The 18,086-nt window shown below is 71.7% G+C and carries 14 protein-coding genes; 12 read left to right on the plus strand and 2 right to left on the minus strand.

The genetic code is table 11. The features are described from left to right. The first annotated feature begins 139 nt into the window (after positions 1-139). Complete coding sequence (locus ACFV6E_RS12895; protein ID WP_385160664.1) at positions 140-379, plus strand: heavy-metal-associated domain-containing protein; 240 nt, start codon at positions 140-142, stop codon at positions 377-379. Positions 380-517: 138 nt separating this feature from the next. Beyond that, the gene (locus tag ACFV6E_RS12900) at positions 518-2,863 is read left to right on the plus strand and encodes a heavy metal translocating P-type ATPase (protein ID WP_385461134.1); all 2,346 of its coding nucleotides are present in this window, start codon (positions 518-520) and stop codon (positions 2,861-2,863) included. A 568-nt stretch (positions 2,864-3,431) separates the two neighbouring features. Here ACFV6E_RS12900 and ACFV6E_RS12905 read toward each other — a convergent pair. Beyond that, on the minus strand, positions 3,432-4,721 hold the full coding sequence (locus ACFV6E_RS12905; RefSeq protein WP_385461138.1) for a citrate synthase: 1,290 nt from the start codon (positions 4,719-4,721) through the stop codon (positions 3,432-3,434). 216 nt (positions 4,722-4,937) lie between these two features. Beyond that, entirely contained in the window at positions 4,938-7,172 is a 2,235-nt protein-coding gene (locus ACFV6E_RS12910; protein ID WP_385461141.1) for an ATP-dependent RecD-like DNA helicase, read from the minus strand. Between the two features lie 586 nt (positions 7,173-7,758). On the opposite strand from ACFV6E_RS12910, the gene ACFV6E_RS12915 reads away from it, so the two are divergent. From ACFV6E_RS12915 to ACFV6E_RS12960, 10 genes are all read left to right on the plus strand, one after another. After that, entirely contained in the window at positions 7,759-8,847 is a 1,089-nt protein-coding gene (locus ACFV6E_RS12915; protein WP_385461144.1) for a LacI family DNA-binding transcriptional regulator, read from the plus strand. Next, on the plus strand, positions 8,844-10,490 hold the full coding sequence (locus ACFV6E_RS12920) for a sugar ABC transporter ATP-binding protein (protein WP_385461147.1): 1,647 nt from the start codon (positions 8,844-8,846) through the stop codon (positions 10,488-10,490). Before ACFV6E_RS12915 ends, ACFV6E_RS12920 begins: the two co-directional genes overlap by 4 nt. Further along, positions 10,480-12,432, plus strand: a complete 1,953-nt coding sequence (locus ACFV6E_RS12925; protein WP_385160675.1) for a substrate-binding domain-containing protein — start codon at positions 10,480-10,482, stop codon at positions 12,430-12,432. The genes ACFV6E_RS12920 and ACFV6E_RS12925 overlap by 11 nt, the downstream gene beginning before the upstream one ends. 103 nt (positions 12,433-12,535) lie before the next feature. Next, on the plus strand, positions 12,536-13,435 hold the full coding sequence (locus ACFV6E_RS12930) for a ribokinase (RefSeq protein ID WP_385461304.1): 900 nt from the start codon (positions 12,536-12,538) through the stop codon (positions 13,433-13,435). Then, the gene (gene rbsD, locus ACFV6E_RS12935; RefSeq protein WP_385160677.1) at positions 13,432-13,821 is read left to right on the plus strand and encodes a D-ribose pyranase; all 390 of its coding nucleotides are present in this window, start codon (positions 13,432-13,434) and stop codon (positions 13,819-13,821) included. Before ACFV6E_RS12930 ends, rbsD begins: the two co-directional genes overlap by 4 nt. A 354-nt stretch (positions 13,822-14,175) precedes the next feature. Next, the gene (locus ACFV6E_RS12940) at positions 14,176-14,508 is read left to right on the plus strand and encodes a hypothetical protein (protein ID WP_385160679.1); all 333 of its coding nucleotides are present in this window, start codon (positions 14,176-14,178) and stop codon (positions 14,506-14,508) included. Between the two features lie 19 nt (positions 14,509-14,527). Further along, entirely contained in the window at positions 14,528-14,836 is a 309-nt protein-coding gene (locus tag ACFV6E_RS12945) for a pore-forming ESAT-6 family protein (protein ID WP_385160681.1), read from the plus strand. Between the two features lie 148 nt (positions 14,837-14,984). After that, positions 14,985-15,278, plus strand: a complete 294-nt coding sequence (locus ACFV6E_RS12950; protein WP_385160683.1) for a hypothetical protein — start codon at positions 14,985-14,987, stop codon at positions 15,276-15,278. Positions 15,279-15,305: 27 nt separating this feature from the next. Then, a complete protein-coding gene (gene eccD, locus ACFV6E_RS12955; protein ID WP_385461150.1) occupies positions 15,306-16,691 on the plus strand; it encodes a type VII secretion integral membrane protein EccD in 1,386 nt (461 codons plus the stop codon). Between the two features lie 8 nt (positions 16,692-16,699). Continuing rightward, positions 16,700-18,079 (plus strand): hypothetical protein, encoded by a 1,380-nt coding sequence (locus ACFV6E_RS12960; RefSeq protein WP_385461153.1) that lies wholly within the window; start codon positions 16,700-16,702, stop codon positions 18,077-18,079. The last annotated feature ends 7 nt before the right edge of the window (positions 18,080-18,086 follow it).

Genomic DNA, 18,086 nt, shown 5'->3' on the forward strand with positions numbered 1-18,086 from the left:
CCGGCACGGACACCGGATCCTCCTCGTTGTTCGATACCCCCTAGGGGTATGATGGGGAGTGCGCCGGGAGAGGACCCTGCATGTACGGGGTTCCCCACCCGTCACATCTGCCCCACACGCCTCAATGAGGAGTAACGCCATGACCGCTCAGACCGACACCCCGGACTCCGTCACCACCGTCTTCAAGGTGAGCGGAATGAGCTGCGGGCACTGCGAAGGCGCCGTCTCCGGCGAGATCTCCGAGCTCGCCGGCGTCAGCTCGGTGAAGGCCGTGGCCTCCACCGGCGAGGTCACCGTCGTATCGGCCGCGCCGCTCGACGACGAGGCCGTGCGCGCCGCGGTGGACGAGGCGGGCTTCGAGCTCGCCGGCCGGGCCTGACCGCCCTTCCCGTCTCCGGACACCCCCACCTCTGTCTCGCGCAGCACCTCGCGCCACCCGTTCTCTCTCCTCCCACCGGGCCGTACCGACCAGCTCATACTGGCTCCGTACGGCCCGGCTGACCGACTGGAGCCGGACATGACCAGCGCACCGACCGGAACCCCGGCGGCGGGCACCGCACCGACCACCCCGCGCCCACCGGACGCCCCGCACCCACCGGACGCCCCGGACCGCCCGGCCTCCGAGGTCGAGCTGACCATCGGCGGCATGACCTGCGCCTCCTGTGCGGCCCGCATCGAGAAGAAGCTCAACCGGCTGGACGGCGTCACCGCCACGGTGAACTACGCGACGGAGCGGGCGAAGGTCTCGTACCCGGAAGACGTACAGGTGGCCGATCTGATCGCGACCGTGGTGAAGACGGGCTACACGGCCGAGGAACCGCCGCCGCCCGCACCCCCGGCAGCGCCGGCGGACCCGGACGGGGCGACGGCGCCCGCCGCCGACCCGGAACTGGCCGCCCTGCGCGAGCGGCTCGTCGTCTCCGCCGTACTGGCCGTACCCGTGGTGCTGCTGTCGATGATCACGCCGCTCCAGTTCGACAACTGGCAGTGGCTCGCGCTCACGCTCGCGGCCCCCGTCGTCGTCTGGGGCGGGCTGCCCTTCCACCGGGCCGCGTTCACCAACGCGCGGCACGGCGCGGCCACCATGGACACCCTGGTCTCGGTCGGCACGCTCGCCGCGTTCGGCTGGTCCCTGTGGGCGCTGTTCCTCGGGGACGCCGGCATGGAGGGCATGCGCGAGGGCTTCAGCCTGACCGTCTCGCGTACGGAGGGACGGTCGGCGATCTATCTGGAGGTCGCCGCGGGCGTCATAGCCTTCATCCTGCTCGGCCGCTATCTCGAGGCCCGCTCCAAGCGGCGCGCGGGCGCGGCCCTGAGGGCGCTGATGGAGCTGGGCGCGAAGGACGTCTCCGTACTGCGCGACGGCCGCGAGGTCCGCGTCCCCGTGGCCGAACTGGCCGCGGGCGACCGCTTCGTCGTCCGACCGGGCGAGAAGATCGCCACGGACGGCACCGTCGTCGAGGGCACCTCGGCGGTCGACGCCTCCATGCTGACCGGCGAGTCGGTACCGGTGGACGTGACCGCGGGGGACACCGTGACGGGCGCGACCGTGAACGCGGGAGGCCGGCTCGTCGTGGCGGCGACCCGGGTCGGCGCCGACACCCAGCTCGCCCGGATGGCCCGGCTGGTCGAGGACGCGCAGAACGGCAAGGCGGAGGTGCAGCGCCTCGCCGACCGGATCTCCGGGATCTTCGTGCCGGTGGTGCTGCTGATCGCGGTGGCGACGTTCGCCGGCTGGCTCGGCGCGACCGGTGACACGGTCGCCGCCTTCACCGCCGCCGTCGCGGTGCTGATCATCGCCTGTCCGTGCGCCCTGGGTCTCGCCACCCCGACCGCGCTCATGGTCGGCACCGGACGCGGCGCCCAGCTCGGCATCCTCATCAAGGGCCCCGAGGTACTGGAGTCCACGCGTCGCGTCGACACCGTCGTCCTCGACAAGACGGGCACGGTGACCACCGGCCGGATGACCCTGCACGAGGTCCACCCGGCCGACGGCGTGGGCGAGGACGAGCTACTGCGCCTCGCCGGCGCCCTGGAGAACGCCTCCGAGCACCCGATCGCCCGCGCGGTCGCCGCGGGCGCACAGGAGCGCACGGGGGCGCTCCAAGTACCGGAACACTTCGAGAACGTGCCCGGACTGGGCGTACGCGGCCGGGTGGACGGACGCGAGATCCTGGTGGGCCGCCTCGGCCTCGGCACCGCTCCCGGCACCGACGCCGGTACGTCGCTCCCGCAGCGCCTGGCGCGCGCCAAGGAGGCGGCCGAGGCGGCGGGCCGTACGGCCGTCGTGGTCGTCCGGGACGGGGCGCCGATCGGCGTTATGACCGTCGCCGACGCGATCAAGGAGACCAGCGCCGAGGCGGTCCGCGCGCTGCGCGGTCTGGGGCTCACGCCGGTGCTGCTGACCGGGGACAACCGGGCGGTCGCGGAGTCGGTCGCCCGCGCGGTCGGCATCGACGAGGTGATCGCCGAGGTGCTGCCCGAGGACAAGGTCGAGGTGGTCGAGCGGCTGCGGCGGGAGGGCCGGACGGTCGCGATGGTGGGCGACGGGGTCAACGACGCCGCCGCGCTCGCCACCGCCGACCTGGGCCTGGCGATGGGCACCGGCACGGACGCGGCGATCGAGGCCGGTGATCTGACGCTGGTCCGCGGGGATCTGCGGGTGGCCGCGGACGCGATCCGGCTGTCGCGCAGAACGCTCGCCACGATCAAGGGAAATCTGGTGTGGGCCTTCGGCTACAACGTCGCCGCGCTCCCGCTGGCCGCGGCGGGCCTGCTGAACCCCATGATCGCGGGCGCGGCGATGGCCTTCTCCTCCGTGTTCGTGGTGACGAACAGTCTCCGGCTCAGGTCATTCTCCTGAGGCCGGGACGGAAGTCCCTCTGGAGTCCGGCGGAAGCCTCACATAAGCTCTTCACAAGGCTCGCGCATCTTCCTTACGCTTGGCCTCCGATCGCCATATCGGGGCTCTTGCGCACCTTCAGGACATATGCAAGAGACGCAGGTCACAGTGGAGTGAACCTAACCAACGAAGGGGTTCGTGAGTCTAAGTTGGCGATGTCAGTGACGTCTTGGGGGGCGTGACTGGCATCAGGGAATGTCTTGGGGGACGTTCCCATGGGGATAACCTCCCGGCTCGAGCGCAGGCGAGAGCCCGGGAGAGCGTTGCCGGACCCGTACACCGGGGAGCTTTGAGCGGCCCTCCCGATCCGTACGGGTACCGGCAGACCGCACCGCGGTTCGCCGTGGCGCACGTAGTTCTGCTTGTTTTGCTCGTTGAGTTCACAGCGGTTTCAGGCGCTGATCCAGACGCCCGGCCGGATCCCGTGGGGGGAATCCGCACCGGGACACAGGAAAGCGCCCCGACTGCCAGCCCGTGGGGGGACTGGTGACGGGGCGCTTTCCGCTTTTCTACGCCCGGAGGGACCGGATCAACGACCCTCGACCGGAACGAAGTCGCGCTCGACGACGCCCGTGTAGATCTGGCGCGGGCGGCCGATGCGGGAACCCGGCTCCTTGATCATCTCGTGCCACTGGGCGATCCAGCCCGGAAGGCGGCCGAGGGCGAAGAGGACCGTGAACATCTCGGTCGGGAAGCCCATGGCCCGGTAGATCAGACCGGTGTAGAAGTCGACGTTCGGGTAGAGCTTGCGCTCGACGAAGTAGTCGTCGGCCAGCGCGTGCTCTTCGAGCTTGAGGGCGATGTCCAGCAGCTCGTCGGACTTGCCGAGGGCCGAGAGGACGTCGTGCGCCGCCGCCTTGATGATCTTCGCCCGGGGGTCGAAGTTCTTGTAGACGCGGTGCCCGAAGCCCATGAGCTTCACGCCGTCTTCCTTGTTCTTCACCTTGCGGATGAAGGTGTCGACGTCGCCGCCGGAGGCCTGGATGCCCTCGAGCATCTCCAGGACCGACTGGTTGGCGCCGCCGTGCAGCGGGCCCCACAGGGCGGAGATGCCGGCGGAGATCGAGGCGAACATGTTGGCCTGCGAGGAGCCGACCAGACGCACCGTGGAGGTCGAACAGTTCTGCTCGTGGTCCGCGTGCAGGATGAGCAGCTTGTCCAGCGCGGAGACGACGACCGGGTCGAGCTCGTACTCCTGGGCCGGCACGGAGAAGGTCATCCGCAGGAAGTTCTCGACGTAGCCGAGGTCGTTGCGCGGGTAGACGAACGGGTGGCCGACCGACTTCTTGTACGCGTACGCGGCGATGGTCGGGAGCTTGGCGAGCAGACGGATCGTCGAGAGGTGACGCTGCTTCTCGTCGAACGGGTTGTGGCTGTCCTGGTAGAAGGTGGACAGCGCGCTGACCACGGACGACAGCATGGCCATCGGGTGGGCGTCACGCGGGAAGCCGCGGAAGAAATTCTTGACGTCCTCGTGCAGCATCGTGTGCTGCGTGATCTCGTCCTTGAAGGCGGAGAGCTCGTCGACGGTCGGCAGCTCACCGTTGATCAGCAGGTAGGCCACCTCGACGAAGGTGGAACGCTCGGCGAGCTGCTCGATCGGGTAGCCGCGGTAGCGGAGGATGCCCTCCTCGCCGTCGAGGTAGGTAATAGCGGATTTATAGGCGGCCGTGTTTCCGTAACCGCTGTCGAGAGTCACCAGACCGGTCTGAGCGCGGAGCTTCCCGATGTCGAAGCCCTTGTCGCCGACGGTGCTGTCGATCACCGGGTAGGTGTACTCGCCATCGCCGTACCGCAGTACTACAGAGTTGTCGCTCACGTCATCCCTCACCGACGTTGTGCCTCTTCTTCGAGGTGCCCTGACTGTCTCTACCATCCCCCATTTGGCGCAGGAGAGTGCACTCGGGGTCGACCATTGGGCCTATTGGCGGCACTCAGTGCCGCCAACCTGCTCATCCTGCCTCCCCCGGGCGCGCTGCGGAAGTGGTGTGTGACCTTTGTGACTCGTTTGATCGATCATTTTTTACGGTGCCCCTCAGCTCGCGAAGCGATGACCCGCCAGACGGTGGGCGAGGGCGGTGCAGCGCCGGCCCGCGGACACCGTGCGCACCGCCTGGCCGATCGCCTTGCGGGAGCCGACGAGGACGACCAGCTTCTTGGCCCGGGTCACGGCCGTGTAGAGCAGATTGCGTTGCAGCATCATCCAGGCGCTGGTGGTGACGGGAATCACCACCGCCGGATACTCGCTGCCCTGGGAACGGTGGATGGTCACCGCGTACGCGTGCGCCAGCTCGTCGAGCTCGTCGAACTCGTACCCCACCTCCTCGTCCTCGTCGGTTCGCACCGTCAGGCGCTGCTCGACCGGGTCGAGGGCGGTGACGACGCCGACCGTGCCGTTGAAGACGCCGTTCTGCCCCTTGTCGTAGTTGTTGCGAATCTGGGTGACCTTGTCGCCGACGCGGAAGACCCGGCCGCCGAAGCGCTTCTCCGGTACGTCGGGGCGGCCGGGTGTGACGGCCTGCTGGAGCAGACCGTTCAGGGTGCCCGCGCCGGCCGGCCCCCGGTGCATGGGCGCGAGGACCTGCACGTCGCGACGCGGATCAAGACCGAACTTGGCGGGGATGCGCCGCGCCACCACATCAACCGTGAGCCGGCCCGCCTCCTCGGTGTCGTCCTCGACGAAGAGGAAGAAGTCCTTCAGCCCCTGGGTGACGGGCTGCTGCCCGGCGTTGATCCGGTGGGCGTTGGTGACCACGCCTGACTGCTGGGCCTGGCGGAAGACCCGGGTGAGCCGGACGGCCGGAACGGGACCGCCGTCGGCGAGCAGATCGCGCAGCACCTCGCCCGCGCCGACGCTGGGGAGCTGGTCGACGTCCCCGACGAAGAGCAGATGGGCACCCGGTGCCACCGCCTTGACGAGCTTGTTGGCGAGCAGCAGATCGAGCATGGACGCCTCGTCCACGACCACGAGATCGGCGTCGAGCGGCCGGTCCTTGTCGTACGCCGCATCGCCGCCGGGCTTCAGCTCGAGGAGCCGGTGCACGGTGGACGCCTCGGCGCCGGTCAGCTCGGCGAGCCGCTTGGCCGCCCGCCCGGTGGGCGCCGCCAGCACGATCTTGGCCCGCTTCGCGCGGGCCAGCTCCACGATCGAGCGGACGGTGAACGACTTGCCGCAGCCGGGGCCGCCGGTGAGCACCGCGACCTTCTCGGTGAGCGCGAGCCGGACGGCCGCCTCCTGCTCCGGCGCGAGCTCCGCGCCCGTACGCCCCTTGAGCCAGCCGAGCGCCTTGCCCCAGTCGACATCGTGGAACCCGGGCATCCGGTCCTCACCGCCCCGCAACAGACGCAACACCTGAGCAGCCAGGGAAAGCTCGGCACGATGGAAGGGCACCAGATAGACGGCGGTGACGGGATCGCCGCCGTCCGCCCCCGGAACCTTCTCGCGAACCACTCCGGGGTCACCGCCCTCCTCGTCGGGGACGGCCAGATCACCGAGGCACTCGATGACAAGGCCGGTGTCCACCTGAAGGAGCTTGACCGCGTCGGAGATCAGCTGCTCCTCGGGGAGATAGCAGTGCCCCTGGTCGGTGGACTGCGAAAGGGCGTACTGGATACCGGCCTTGACGCGCTCCGGGCTGTCGTGCGGAATGCCCACCGACTGGGCGATCCGGTCGGCGGTGAGGAAGCCGATGCCCCAGACGTCGGCCGCGAGCCGGTACGGCTGGTTCTTCACGACGGAGATCGACGCGTCGCCGTACTTCTTGTAGATGCGGACGGCGATGGAGGTCGAGACCTCGACGCTCTGGAGGAAGAGCATGACCTCTTTGATCGCCTTCTGCTCCTCCCAGGCGTCGGCGATCTTCCTGGTGCGCTTGGGGCCGAGCCCCGGTACCTCGACGAGCCGCTTGGGCTCCTCCTCGATGATCTTCAAGGTGTCGATCCCGAAGTGCTGGGTGATGCGGTCGGCGAAGACCGGCCCGATGCCCTTGACCAGCCCGGATCCGAGATAGCGGCGGATGCCCTGGACCGTGGCGGGCAGGACCGTCGTGTAGTTCTCCACCGTGAACTGCTTGCCGTACTGCGGGTGGGAGCCCCAGCGTCCCTCCATGCGCAGGGACTCACCGACCTGGGCACCGAGGAGCGAGCCCACGACCGTGAGCAGATCACCGGCACCGCGTCCGGTGTCCACCCGGGCGACCGTGTACCCGTTCTCCTCATTGGCGTACGTGATCCGCTCCAGCACGCCTTCGAGGACCGCCATCTGAGACATGATCCGACGCTACCGCGCAGGTCCGACAGTCGACTCCGGTACGCAGTACAGCGACGAGCGCCCGCGACCACATGACACCCGCACCCGGACGCGCCCCGCACCCGGACATGCTCCGCGCCCGGACGCGCCCCGCACCCGGACATGCCCCGCACCCGAATGTGGCCGCACCCGTATGTGACCCGCACCCGGACGGCGCCGCACCCGCCATCGCACGGAAGGGGCCGTGCCGGTACATCAAATGCCCGTCGATCACGCGGTCGCACACCCACAGAACCCTTGGAACCCCTTCAGTGACCGCGGGAGCGACGGGCGGATGTACCGGCAGGGCCCCGACCCACCCACCGGACGGTCGGGCGGGCGCACCCACCGGACGGCCGGACCCACCCACCGGACGGTTCGGACGCACCCACCGGACGGCCGGACCCACCCACCGGACGGGCGGGCGCACCCACCGGACGGCCGGGCGGGCGCACCCACCGACAACGGTCACGATCCGATCTCACCGCACCCCCGGGGTCTTGCCAAGAACCCGTGTAATCGATTCCAATCCTCCGTGTAATCGATTCCACAAGGAGGTGGAACGACGATGGCGAGCATCAAGGACGTGGCCGCCGAAGCGGGCGTCTCCGTCGCCACGGTGTCCCGCGTGCTCAACGAGCACCCGGCGGTAAGCCCCGCCGCACGCGAGCGCGTCCTGGCCGCCGTGGCGGCCCTGGACTACCGGCCCAACGCCGTCGCCCGCTCCCTGCGCACCGACCAGACCCGCACCCTCGGCCTGGTCATCAGCGACGTACTGAACCCGTACTTCACCGAACTGGCCCGCTCCGTCGAGGAGGAGGCCAGGGCCCTCGGCTACAGCGTGATCATCGGCAACGCCGACGAACGCCCCGATCTCCAGGACCACCACGTCCGCACGCTCCTCGACCGCCGCATCGACGGCCTCCTGGTCTCCCCGACCGACGGCGGTTCACCGCTGATGCTGGACGCCGCGCGCGCGGGCACCCCGATGGTCTTCGTGGACCGCTGGATCCCGGGCGTCGACGTCCCGGTGGTCAGGTCCGACGGACGGGCGGCGGTCCGCGCGCTCGTCGCCCACCTGCACGGCCTCGGCCACCGCAGGCTCGCCATCATCGCGGGCCCGGCGGCGACCACCACCGGCAGCGAGCGCGTGGAGGCGTTCCGGGAGGCGCTCGCCGAGTACGGCGTCGCGCTGCCCGACGCCTACATAGGCCAGGGCGACTTCCAGGCGGAGAGCGGACGCCGGGCGACGGAGGCGTTCCTCGCGCTGCCGGAGCCGCCCGAGGTGGTCTTCGCCGCCGACAACCTGATGGCGCTGGGCGCGCTGGACGCGATCCGCGCGCGCGGGATGCGCGTTCCCGAGGACATCGCGCTGGCCGCCTTCGACGACATCCCCTGGTTCGTGCACACCGACCCGCCCGTCACGGCGATCGCGCAGCCGACGGGCGAACTGGGCCGGGCCGCCGTACGCGCCCTGGTCGACCGCATCGAGGGCCGGCCCCCGCAGTCCGTCACCCTGCCCGCTCGTCTGGTCGTACGCCGCTCGTGCGGCGAGCCGCCGCCCCCCGCACCCACCACCGATCCCACCGATCCCACCGATCCCACCGATCCCGCCGCTCCCCCCGAGGACCCGAAGGACACGAGGAGCACCACGTGAGCCGCCCCGACAAGTCCCCCTCCCCCCGCAGCGGCAGCGGCACCGCCGAACTGCTCCGCATAGAGGGCATCCGCAAGACCTTCCCCGGAGTCGTCGCGCTGGACGGCGTGGACTTCAAGCTCCGCCGCGGCGAAGTGCACGTCCTGCTGGGCGAGAACGGCGCGGGCAAGAGCACGCTCATCAAGATGCTCTCCGGCGCCTACCGCCCCGACGCGGGCCGCATCCTCGTGGACGGCCGGGAGACACGGATCCACGAGGCGCAGGACGCCGAGCGCCTCGGGATCGCCACGATCTACCAGGAGTTCAACCTCGTCCCCGACCTGACGGTCGCCGAGAACATCTTCCTGGGCCGGCAGCCCCGCCGCTTCGGCCTGATCGACCGCAAGACCATGGAAGCGGACGCGGCGGAACTGCTCGCCCGGGTCGGCGTGAACGTGTCCCCGCGCGCGCGGGTACGCGAACTGGGCATCGCCCGCCTCCAGATGGTCGAGATCGCCAAGGCGCTGAGCCTGAACGCCCGTGTGCTGATCATGGACGAGCCGACCGCGGTGCTCACCTCCGAGGAGGTCGACAAGCTCTTCGCGATCGTGCGAAGACTGCGCGAGGACGGCGTCGGCATCGTCTTCATCACCCACCACCTGGAGGAGATCGCCGCCCTGGGCGACCGGGTCACCGTCATCCGGGACGGGAAGAGCGTCGGCCAGGTGCCCGCCACCACCCCCGAGGACGAACTCGTACGCCTCATGGTGGGCCGCTCGATCGAGCAGCAGTACCCACGCGAACGCGCCGGTACCGACACCAGCACCGGTACCGACACCAGCACCAGCACCAGCACCAGCACCGCGCTGCTCTCCGTAGAGGGCCTGACCCGCGACGGCGTCTTCCAGGACGTCAGCTTCGAGGTGCGGGCCGGTGAGGTCGTCGGCATCGCGGGCCTCGTGGGCGCGGGCCGTACGGAGGTCGTCCGGGCCGTCTTCGGCGCGGACCCGTACGACAAGGGCTCGGTGAAGGTGTCCGGCACCGCGCTGCCGCGCCACGACGTGGTCGCCGCCATGGCCGCGGGCGTCGGGCTGGTCCCCGAGGACCGCAAGGGCCAGGGGCTGCTCCTGGACGCCTCCGTCGCGGAGAACCTCGGCCTGGTCACCCTGCGCTCGGCGACCCGCGGCGGACTCGTCGACCTCAAGGGCCAGCAGGCCGCGGCGGCCCGGATCGCCGAGCAGCTCGGCGTCCGGATGGCCGGGCTCGGCCAGCACGTGCGCACCCTGTCCGGCGGCAACCAGCAGAAGGTCGTCATCGGCAAGTGGCTGCTCGCCGACACCAGGATCCTCATCCTCGACGAGCCGACGCGCGGTATCGACGTCGGCGCCAAGGTCGAGATCTACCAGCTCATCAACGAGCTGACCGCCGCGGGCGCCGCCGTCGTGATGATCTCCAGCGATCTGCCGGAGGTGCTCGGCATGAGCGACCGCGTCCTGGTGATGGCCCAGGGCCGGATCGCGGGCGAACTGGCGGCCGGCGAGGCGACCCAGGACGCGGTGATGGCCCTGGCCGTCAGCACCCCCACGCCCCCCGACTCCCCCAACACCACCCCAGACTCCCCCGAAACCCCCGATACCGCTGTGGAGGGCTCCCGTGGCCACTGACACGCTCAAGAGCACATCGGGCGCCAGTGGCGCCTCGGCGGTCCGCCGCCTGCTGCTCGACAACGGCGCGCTGAGCGCCCTGATCGTCCTGGTCGTCGCCATGTCGGCGCTGTCCGGGGACTTCCTGACCACGCAGAACCTGCTGAACGTCGGCGTCCAGGCGGCCGTCACCGCAATCCTCGCCTTCGGCGTCACCTTCGTGATCGTCTCCGCGGGCATCGATCTGTCGGTCGGCTCGGTCGCCGCGCTGTCGGCCACCGTCCTCGGCTGGACGGCGACCTCCCACGGCGTCCCGGTGTGGATCGCGGTGATACTCGCGATCGCGACGGGCATCGCGTGCGGCCTGGTCAACGGCGTGCTGATCGCGTACGGGAAGCTGCCGCCGTTCATCGCGACGCTCGCCATGCTGTCGGTGGGCCGCGGTCTGTCGCTGGTGATCTCGCAGGGCACGCCGATCCCGTTCCCGGACTCGGTCTCGCACCTCGGTGACACCCTCGGCGGCCGGCTGCCGGTACCCGTCCTGGTGATGGTCGTGATGGGCCTGGTCGCCGCGCTGGTCCTGGGCCGTACGTACCTCGGCCGCTCCATGTACGCCATCGGCGGCAACGAGGAGGCCGCGCGCCTGTCGGGGCTGCGGGTGAAGAAGCAGAAGCTCGCGATCTACGCGCTGTCGGGCCTGTTCGCCGCCGCCGCGGGCGTCGTCCTCGCCTCCCGGCTCTCCTCCGCGCAGCCGCAGGCCGCGCAGGGCTACGAACTCGACGCGATCGCCGCGGTCGTCATCGGCGGCGCCTCGCTGGCGGGCGGCACGGGCAAGGCGTCCGGCACCCTGATCGGCGCGCTGATCCTGGCAGTGCTGCGCAACGGGCTCAACCTGCTGTCCGTGTCGGCGTTCTGGCAGCAGGTCGTCATCGGTGTGGTGATCGCGCTGGCGGTCCTGCTGGACACGGCGCGCCGCAAGGCCGGGGCCGCACCGGCCGCCGCCGGTACCGGCACACCCGGCGGCCGGAAGAAGCAGGCGGCCACCTACGTCATCGCGGCCGTGGTCGCGGCGGCGATCGTGGGCGCGATGTCCTTCCTGCACAACGGTTCCTCCACGACGACCACACAGAAGCTCGGCCTGTCCCTGTCCACCCTGAACAACCCCTTCTTCGTGCAGATCAAGGCGGGCGCGCAGGAGGAGGCGAAGAAGCTGGGCGCCGACCTGACCGTCACCGACGCCCAGAACGACGCCTCGCAGCAGGCCAACCAGCTCCAGAACTTCACCAGTTCGGGCCTCGGCTCGATCATCGTCAACCCGGTGGACTCGGACGCGGCGGGCCCGGCGGTGCGCGGCGCCAACAAGGACGGCATCCCGGTGATCGGCGTCGACCGCGGCGTCAACAAGGCGGACACGGCCGCGCTGGTCGCCTCCGACAACGTCGCGGGCGGCAAGCTGGCCGCGAAGACGCTGGCCGACAAGCTCGGCGGCAAGGGCACCATCGTGATCCTCCAGGGCCAGGCGGGCACCTCCGCCAGCCGGGAGCGCGGCGCCGGTTTCGCGGCGGGCCTGAAGGACTACCCCGGCATCAAGGTCGTCGCCAAGCAGCCCGCGGACTTCGACCGCACCAAGGGCCTCGACGTGATGACGAACATGCTCCAGGCCCACCCGGACGTCCAGGGCGTCTTCGCCGAGAACGACGAGATGGCCCTCGGCGCGATCAAGGCGCTCGGCGCCAAGGCCGGCAAGTCCGTCGCCGTCGTCGGCTTCGACGGCACCCCCGACGGTCTCAAGGCCGTCGAGGCGGGCACCCTGTACGCCTCCGTGGCCCAGCAGCCCAAGGAACTCGGCCGGATCGCCGTACGGAACGCGGTCAGGGCCGCCGAGGGCAAGAAGGTCGACGAGACGGTGAAGGTGCCGGTCAAGGTGGTCACGTCGGAGAACGTGGCCGGCTTCGACGGCTGACGTCCCGATAGGCGGGGGCCGCCCGAAAGGCGGCCCCCGCCGTCCCGACCCGACCCACAGGGGTGCGCCCCCGTCGACGTACGGAAAGAGTGTGAGTGTGCTGATGTACGACTACGACCTGCTGGTCGTGGGCTCGGCCAACGCCGATCTGGTGATCGGGGTCGAGCGGCGGCCCGCCGCCGGGGAGACGGTGCTCGGCTCCGACCTCGCCGTGCACCCGGGCGGCAAGGGCGGCAACCAGGCCGTGGCCGCGGCCCGCCTCGGGGCCCGTACGGCCCTGCTGGCGCGGGTCGGCGACGACGCGCACGGCCGGCTGCTGCTCGACGCGCAGCGCGCGGCCGGGGTCGACACCGCCGGGGTGCTGGTCGGCGGGGCGCCCACCGGGGTCGCGCTGATCACGGTGGACCCGTCCGGGGACAACAGCATCGTGGTCTCGCCCGGCGCCAACGCCCGCCTGACACCGGCGGACGTACGGGCCGCCGGTGACCTGTTCCGCGCCTCGCGGGTCGTCTCGGCGCAGCTGGAGATCCCGCTGGAGACGGTCGCGGAGACCGTACGGACCATGGCTCCCGGCAGCCGTCTCGTACTGAACCCCTCGCCGCCGGTGCCGCTGCCCGCCGAGATCCTCGCGGCCTGCGACCCGCTGATCGTGAACGAGCACGAGGCCCGGGTGGTGCTCGGCGAGACGGCGGGCACGGAGCCCGAGGACTGGGCGCGCGCGCTGCTCGCCCTGGGTCCGCGCTCGGTGGTCGTCACGCTCGGCGCGCGCGGCGCGCTTGCGGCGGACGCGCACGGCACGACGCTCGTGCCGTCGGTGAAGGTCGAGGCCGTGGACACGACGGGCGCGGGCGACGCCTTCACCGCGGCGCTGGCCTGGCGGCTCGGGAGCGGTGCGGCCCTGGCCGACGCGGCGGCGTACGCGGCCCGGGTGGGCGCCGCCGCCGTCACCAAGGAGGGCGCGCAGGCGTCGTACCCCACCGCCGAGGAGGTCGAGGCGCTGTGAAGAGGTCCGGAATACTGAACCGCCACCTGGCGGGCGCGCTGGCCGAGCTGGGGCACACGGACGGGGTGCTGGTGTGCGACGCCGGGCTGCCGGTCCCGGCGGGACCGCGCGTGGTGGACCTGGCCTTCCGGGCCGGGGTGCCGTCGTTCGCCGAGGTGGTCGACGGGCTGCTGGCGGAGCTGGTGGTCGAGGGCGCCACGGCCGCCCGCGAGATCGAGAGCGCCAACCCGGCCGCGGCGGCCCATCTGCGCGGGCACTTCCCCGCCCTGGCCCTCGTCCCGCACGAGGAGCTGAAGTCCCGGTCGGCGGGCGTGAAGCTGATCGTCCGCACCGGTGAGGCACGCCCGTACGCCAACGTGCTGCTGCGATGCGGAGTCTTCTTCTGAGGGACTGAGGGGCTGAGGGGCTGAGGGACTCTTCCTGAAGATTTCCGCCATAGGACTCGAAGGGGCCCGGTCGACGACCGGGCCCCTTCGGCGCTTCCCCCTGGTGGTGCTTCCCCCTCCAGCAGAGCCTCCGAGATCCCCCCGGATCCCCCTCCGGAGGCCCTGACGCCAAGTGAGACCCGCGGTCCGGCGAAAGGGTTGCACGCGCTCCGCAAATTTTTTCCGGCGTCCTCGACACGTCCGTGTTGCGTCCGGATCGTGTCACTTCACGCCCAACTGCGTTGCCCGTGTCACGCGTGGTGAGTCACGATGTTCCTACTACTGGTGACAATCGTGATACACGGGGGTGCATTCGTGAAGTTCGACATGGGGTCGACGACCCTGGCGGACCTCGGCAAGAGCACGACCGGGTCGAGTGACGACCTCGGCACGCTCATCAAGTGGCTGGTGCAGGCCGCCGAGCCGCTGGAGGGCAAGTTCAACGGCCAGGGCAAGGCGTCCTTCGACTCGTTCAAGCTGCGCGCGGACGAAATCACCGACGCGCTGAACGGCTCGCTGAGCGCGATCCTGGGCGGCCAGGGCGGTATGGACAACGCGTTCGGCACCGGTGACGTCGAGCAGCAGGACAACGCCCAGCAGAACATGGGCCAGGCGAACTTCGACGCGGCCCGCTTCGGCGCCCGATAGAGACTGGGGGACAGACGACATGGGTAACCAGGACCGGCGCTCGTACGACACCGGCGCGTCCGGCGAGGTGCAGGGCAGCCTCCAGGGGATCATCGGCCAGCTCGAGCGCGTCCTCGGCGACCGTGACCGCGCGGTGAAGGCCGCGATGTCCGAGTTCCAGGCCGACGGCGTCTCCGACGAGTACCACGGCAAGGAAGCCCGCTGGAACAAGGCGGCCAACGAGGTGCGCGACATCATCCGCCTGGTCCGCAACACGCTGGAGCAGAACGACGGCACCGCGCAGTCCACCCTCGCCAAGGCGAAGGCCGCGGTCGACAACATCGGCTGACCGGCGCGGATCCCGGGCCGCGACGACCGAGCGACGGCCCGGGACCGCGGCGTCCCGCCCCTTCCCTCATCCCTCATCCCCGACGTCCCGCCCATATCGCCTGTCCCGCCCATCCCGCTCGCCCCGCTCATCCCGAAGAGGTCGCCGCATGACGGCTCAGGAGTACGACAGCCAACTGCTGGAGTCGGTGTCGGTACGACGCCGTCGGCTGCGCGACGCCCTGCTGTTCGGGACGCAGCGGCAGCGCCGCTCGGTGGACGAGCGGCTGGGCAAGGCCTTCGCCGGAGTGGTGATCGCGGCGGTGCTCTGCGCGGGGTGCGTGGGCTGGTCGTTCGTGTCCCACCGGATCATCGGCAAGAGTCCGTACGGGAGTTCCGTGACCCCCTCCGCGGGCGTCTCGGCGCCGCCCTCCGCACCTTCCGTTTCTCCTACTTCTCGGTGATAGGTTCGAATGATGACTGCGGGGGCGTTGAGTCGGACGAGCGACAGGCCGGCCGAGGGGACGGGCGGCGGGCGCACGGCGCTCAGCCGGGTCACCCTCGTCGGTGAACAGCGGCGGGTGGACCTCGTCCTGCCCTCGCGGGAGCCGGTCGGCCTGCTCCTGCCCGAGGTACTGCGACTGCTCGGCGACCGCGTGGCGGGCCGCCCGGAACTGCGCCACCTGGTCACCGCGGACGGCTCAGCGCTCGCCCACGACAGCACGCTGGAGTCGGCCGGCGTGGCCGACGGCGCGGTACTGCGCCTCGTACGGGCCGAGGACGCCCCGTCGGCGCCGGTGGTGCACGACGTCAGCGACGAGACGGCCGAGGACCTGGACATCCGCGCGTGGCGCTGGCGGCCCGCGTCCCGGCGCGCCGTCGCGGGGTTCGCGACGGCCGGCTGGGCGCTCGTCGCCGGCTTCACGGCACGTTCCGCTTACGGTCACGCGGCCGTCGCTGGCGGACTGCTCGCCGTCGCCGCGGTGGCCGCCCTGGCCGGTGCCCTGCTCGGGCGGGCGGGACGGCGCGGGCTCGCCGCCACCCTGGTCACCACCGCAGGTGCGCTCGGCGTCCTCGGCGCGTGGACGCTGGCCGACGCGCAGGACTGGTCGCACGCGGTACGGGCGGCCGGTGCGGGCGGTGCCCTGCTGGTGACGCTGGCGCTGCTCGGCCGGTTCACCCCGCTGGGGCGCGGCGGGCTGGTCGGCGCGGCCGCGGTGGGCGCGGCGGGCGTCTGCTGGGAGGCCGCCGTGGCGCTCCAGTCGGACGCGGGCAGCGCGGCGGGGCAGGCTCGCGCGGGCGCGGTGCTCGCGGTCGGCTCGGTGCTCGTCCTCGGACTGCTGCCCCGGCTCGCCCTGATGACGTCGGGGCTCTCCTCGCTGGACGACCGGCGCTCCGGCGGCGCCTCGGTCAGCAGGTACCAGGTGTCGGCGGCGCTGACGGCCACCCACCGCGGGCTCGCGCTCGCGACGGTGACCGTGGCGGTCTCGGCGACGGCCGCCGGGGTGCTCGCGCTGCGTGAGCCGACCCAGTGGACGGTGCCGCTCGCCGCCGTGACGACGGCGGTCCTGGCGCTGCGGGCACGGGCCTTCCCGCTGGTCGCCGAGGTGGTGGTGCTGCTGGCCGCCGCGGCGGTACTGGCGGTGCGGCTGACCGGGGTGTGGCTGGACCGGTCCGGCGCGGCGGGCCCGCTCGCGGTCCTCGTGGTCCTGGCGGCGCTCCCGCTGCTCGTCCTCGCGGTCCAGCCCGCCGAACACGTGCGGGTGAGGCTGCGGCGCGCGGGCGACATGCTGGAGTCCGTCGGTGTGATCGCGCTCTTCCCGCTGGTCCTCGGCGTCTTCGGCGTGTACGGGCGACTGCTCGACACCTTCGCGTAGGGACTGACATGGCGCACGGACAGGGACAGGGACAGGGACAGGGGCAGGGGCAGGGGCAAGGACCTACTCCGGGACAGGGCCCGGCTCAGGGGCCGGGACCGGCGGGCGGCGGAGCCGACTGGCAGCGGGACGTGCTGCGCCAGCTGGGACAGCACGACGCCCTGGCACGGTCCGCCGACGCGGCGGCGGCGGACGCTCCCGGGCCCGCCGGACAGCCCCGTACCGCCGGACAGCCCCGTACCGACGGACAGCCCCAGGCCGACGGGCAGACCGGCGGACAGTCCGGCGGGCAGCTCCGCCGGGCCGAACCGGCGCTCCGTCTCGTCCACCCCGCACCGGAGCCGGGCCCGACCCCGCCCCCGGTCCCGGTCCCGTCGGATATCCCCGACACCCCCCCGTACACCCCCGCACCGGCACCCGCGCCCGCACCTCCCGAGCCCGGACCCCGGGACCCCCGGCTGCCCGCCGGGTCGCCCGACTCCGTGCCCACCGTCGACCCGCGGCTCGCGCGGGCGCTCGGGCGGCCGCAGCACGGGGACTCGCTGACCCGGCGCACCGGGCGTTCGCTGCGCAGGCTGACCGCGTCGGCCGCGCAGGAGGTGGCCGAGGAGACGCGGCTCGCGAAGGAGTTGCAGCAGCCGGTCACCACCGGCCGGATCATCGCGGTGACGTCGATCCGCGGCGGCGTCGGCAAGTCCACGGTGTCCGCGCTGCTCGGCCGTACGTTCAACCACTACCGGCACGACCCGGTGCTCACCCTGGAGGCCGACTCTGCGCTCGGCACGCTGCCCGTCCGGATGGGCGCGGAGTCGGTGCGCTGGGCCTGCGCCGACCTGGCGCGGGTGCTGCACCCGGCGATGCAGCTCACGGACGTCACCGGCTACCTCGTACCCGTGGCGGACGGCGGCTGGCTGCTGCCCGCGAGCCTGGGGCGGGTCGGCGTACCGCTGGACATCCCCACGTACCGCACGGTGACGCTGGCGCTGCGCCGCTACTTCGCGGTGACGGTGGTGGACTGCGAGTCGCTGCCCGGCGAGGTGGCGCGGACGGCGATGGACACCTCGCACGCGCGCGTGGTCGTCGCCCCGACGACCGCGGAGGGCGTCAACGGCACCCGCCAGGTCCTGGACTGGCTCGGCCAGTTGCCGCACGCGGCCCTCACCTCGACGGTGGTCGCGCTCACCGCGGGCTCGCCCGACCTGGTGCTCGACGTGAAGACGGCCGTCTCGCACCTGCGGGAGACGGGCGTCACCGTCGTACCGATCCCCTACGACCGTCATCTGGCCGGCGGCGGCCCGATCCGCACCGCGCTGCTCGGGCAGGCCACCCGGGAGGCCACGGTCCGGCTCGCCGCCGAGGCCATGCAGCGCGCGACGAGGATGCGATGACCGCCGT

It is taken from the genome of Streptomyces sp. NPDC059785 (genome assembly GCF_042732375.1).
Taxonomy (GTDB): Bacteria; Actinomycetota; Actinomycetes; order Streptomycetales; family Streptomycetaceae; genus Streptomyces.

What these genes read in the sequence shown, in the direction of transcription:
- ACFV6E_RS12895 (WP_385160664.1), top strand. Translation starts at nt 140, where the DNA reads ATGACCGCTCAGACCGACACCCCGGACTCCGTCACCACCGTCTTCAAG.
- ACFV6E_RS12900 (WP_385461134.1), top strand. Translation starts at nt 518, where the DNA reads ATGACCAGCGCACCGACCGGAACCCCGGCGGCGGGCACCGCACCGACC.
- ACFV6E_RS12910 (WP_385461141.1), bottom strand. Translation starts at nt 7,172, where the DNA reads ATGTCTCAGATGGCGGTCCTCGAAGGCGTGCTGGAGCGGATCACGTAC.
- ACFV6E_RS12915 (WP_385461144.1), top strand. Translation starts at nt 7,759, where the DNA reads ATGGCGAGCATCAAGGACGTGGCCGCCGAAGCGGGCGTCTCCGTCGCC.
- ACFV6E_RS12930 (WP_385461304.1), top strand. Translation starts at nt 12,536, where the DNA reads ATGTACGACTACGACCTGCTGGTCGTGGGCTCGGCCAACGCCGATCTG.
- ACFV6E_RS12945 (WP_385160681.1), top strand. Translation starts at nt 14,528, where the DNA reads ATGGGTAACCAGGACCGGCGCTCGTACGACACCGGCGCGTCCGGCGAG.
- ACFV6E_RS12950 (WP_385160683.1), top strand. Translation starts at nt 14,985, where the DNA reads ATGACGGCTCAGGAGTACGACAGCCAACTGCTGGAGTCGGTGTCGGTA.
- ACFV6E_RS12960 (WP_385461153.1), top strand. Translation starts at nt 16,700, where the DNA reads ATGGCGCACGGACAGGGACAGGGACAGGGACAGGGGCAGGGGCAGGGG.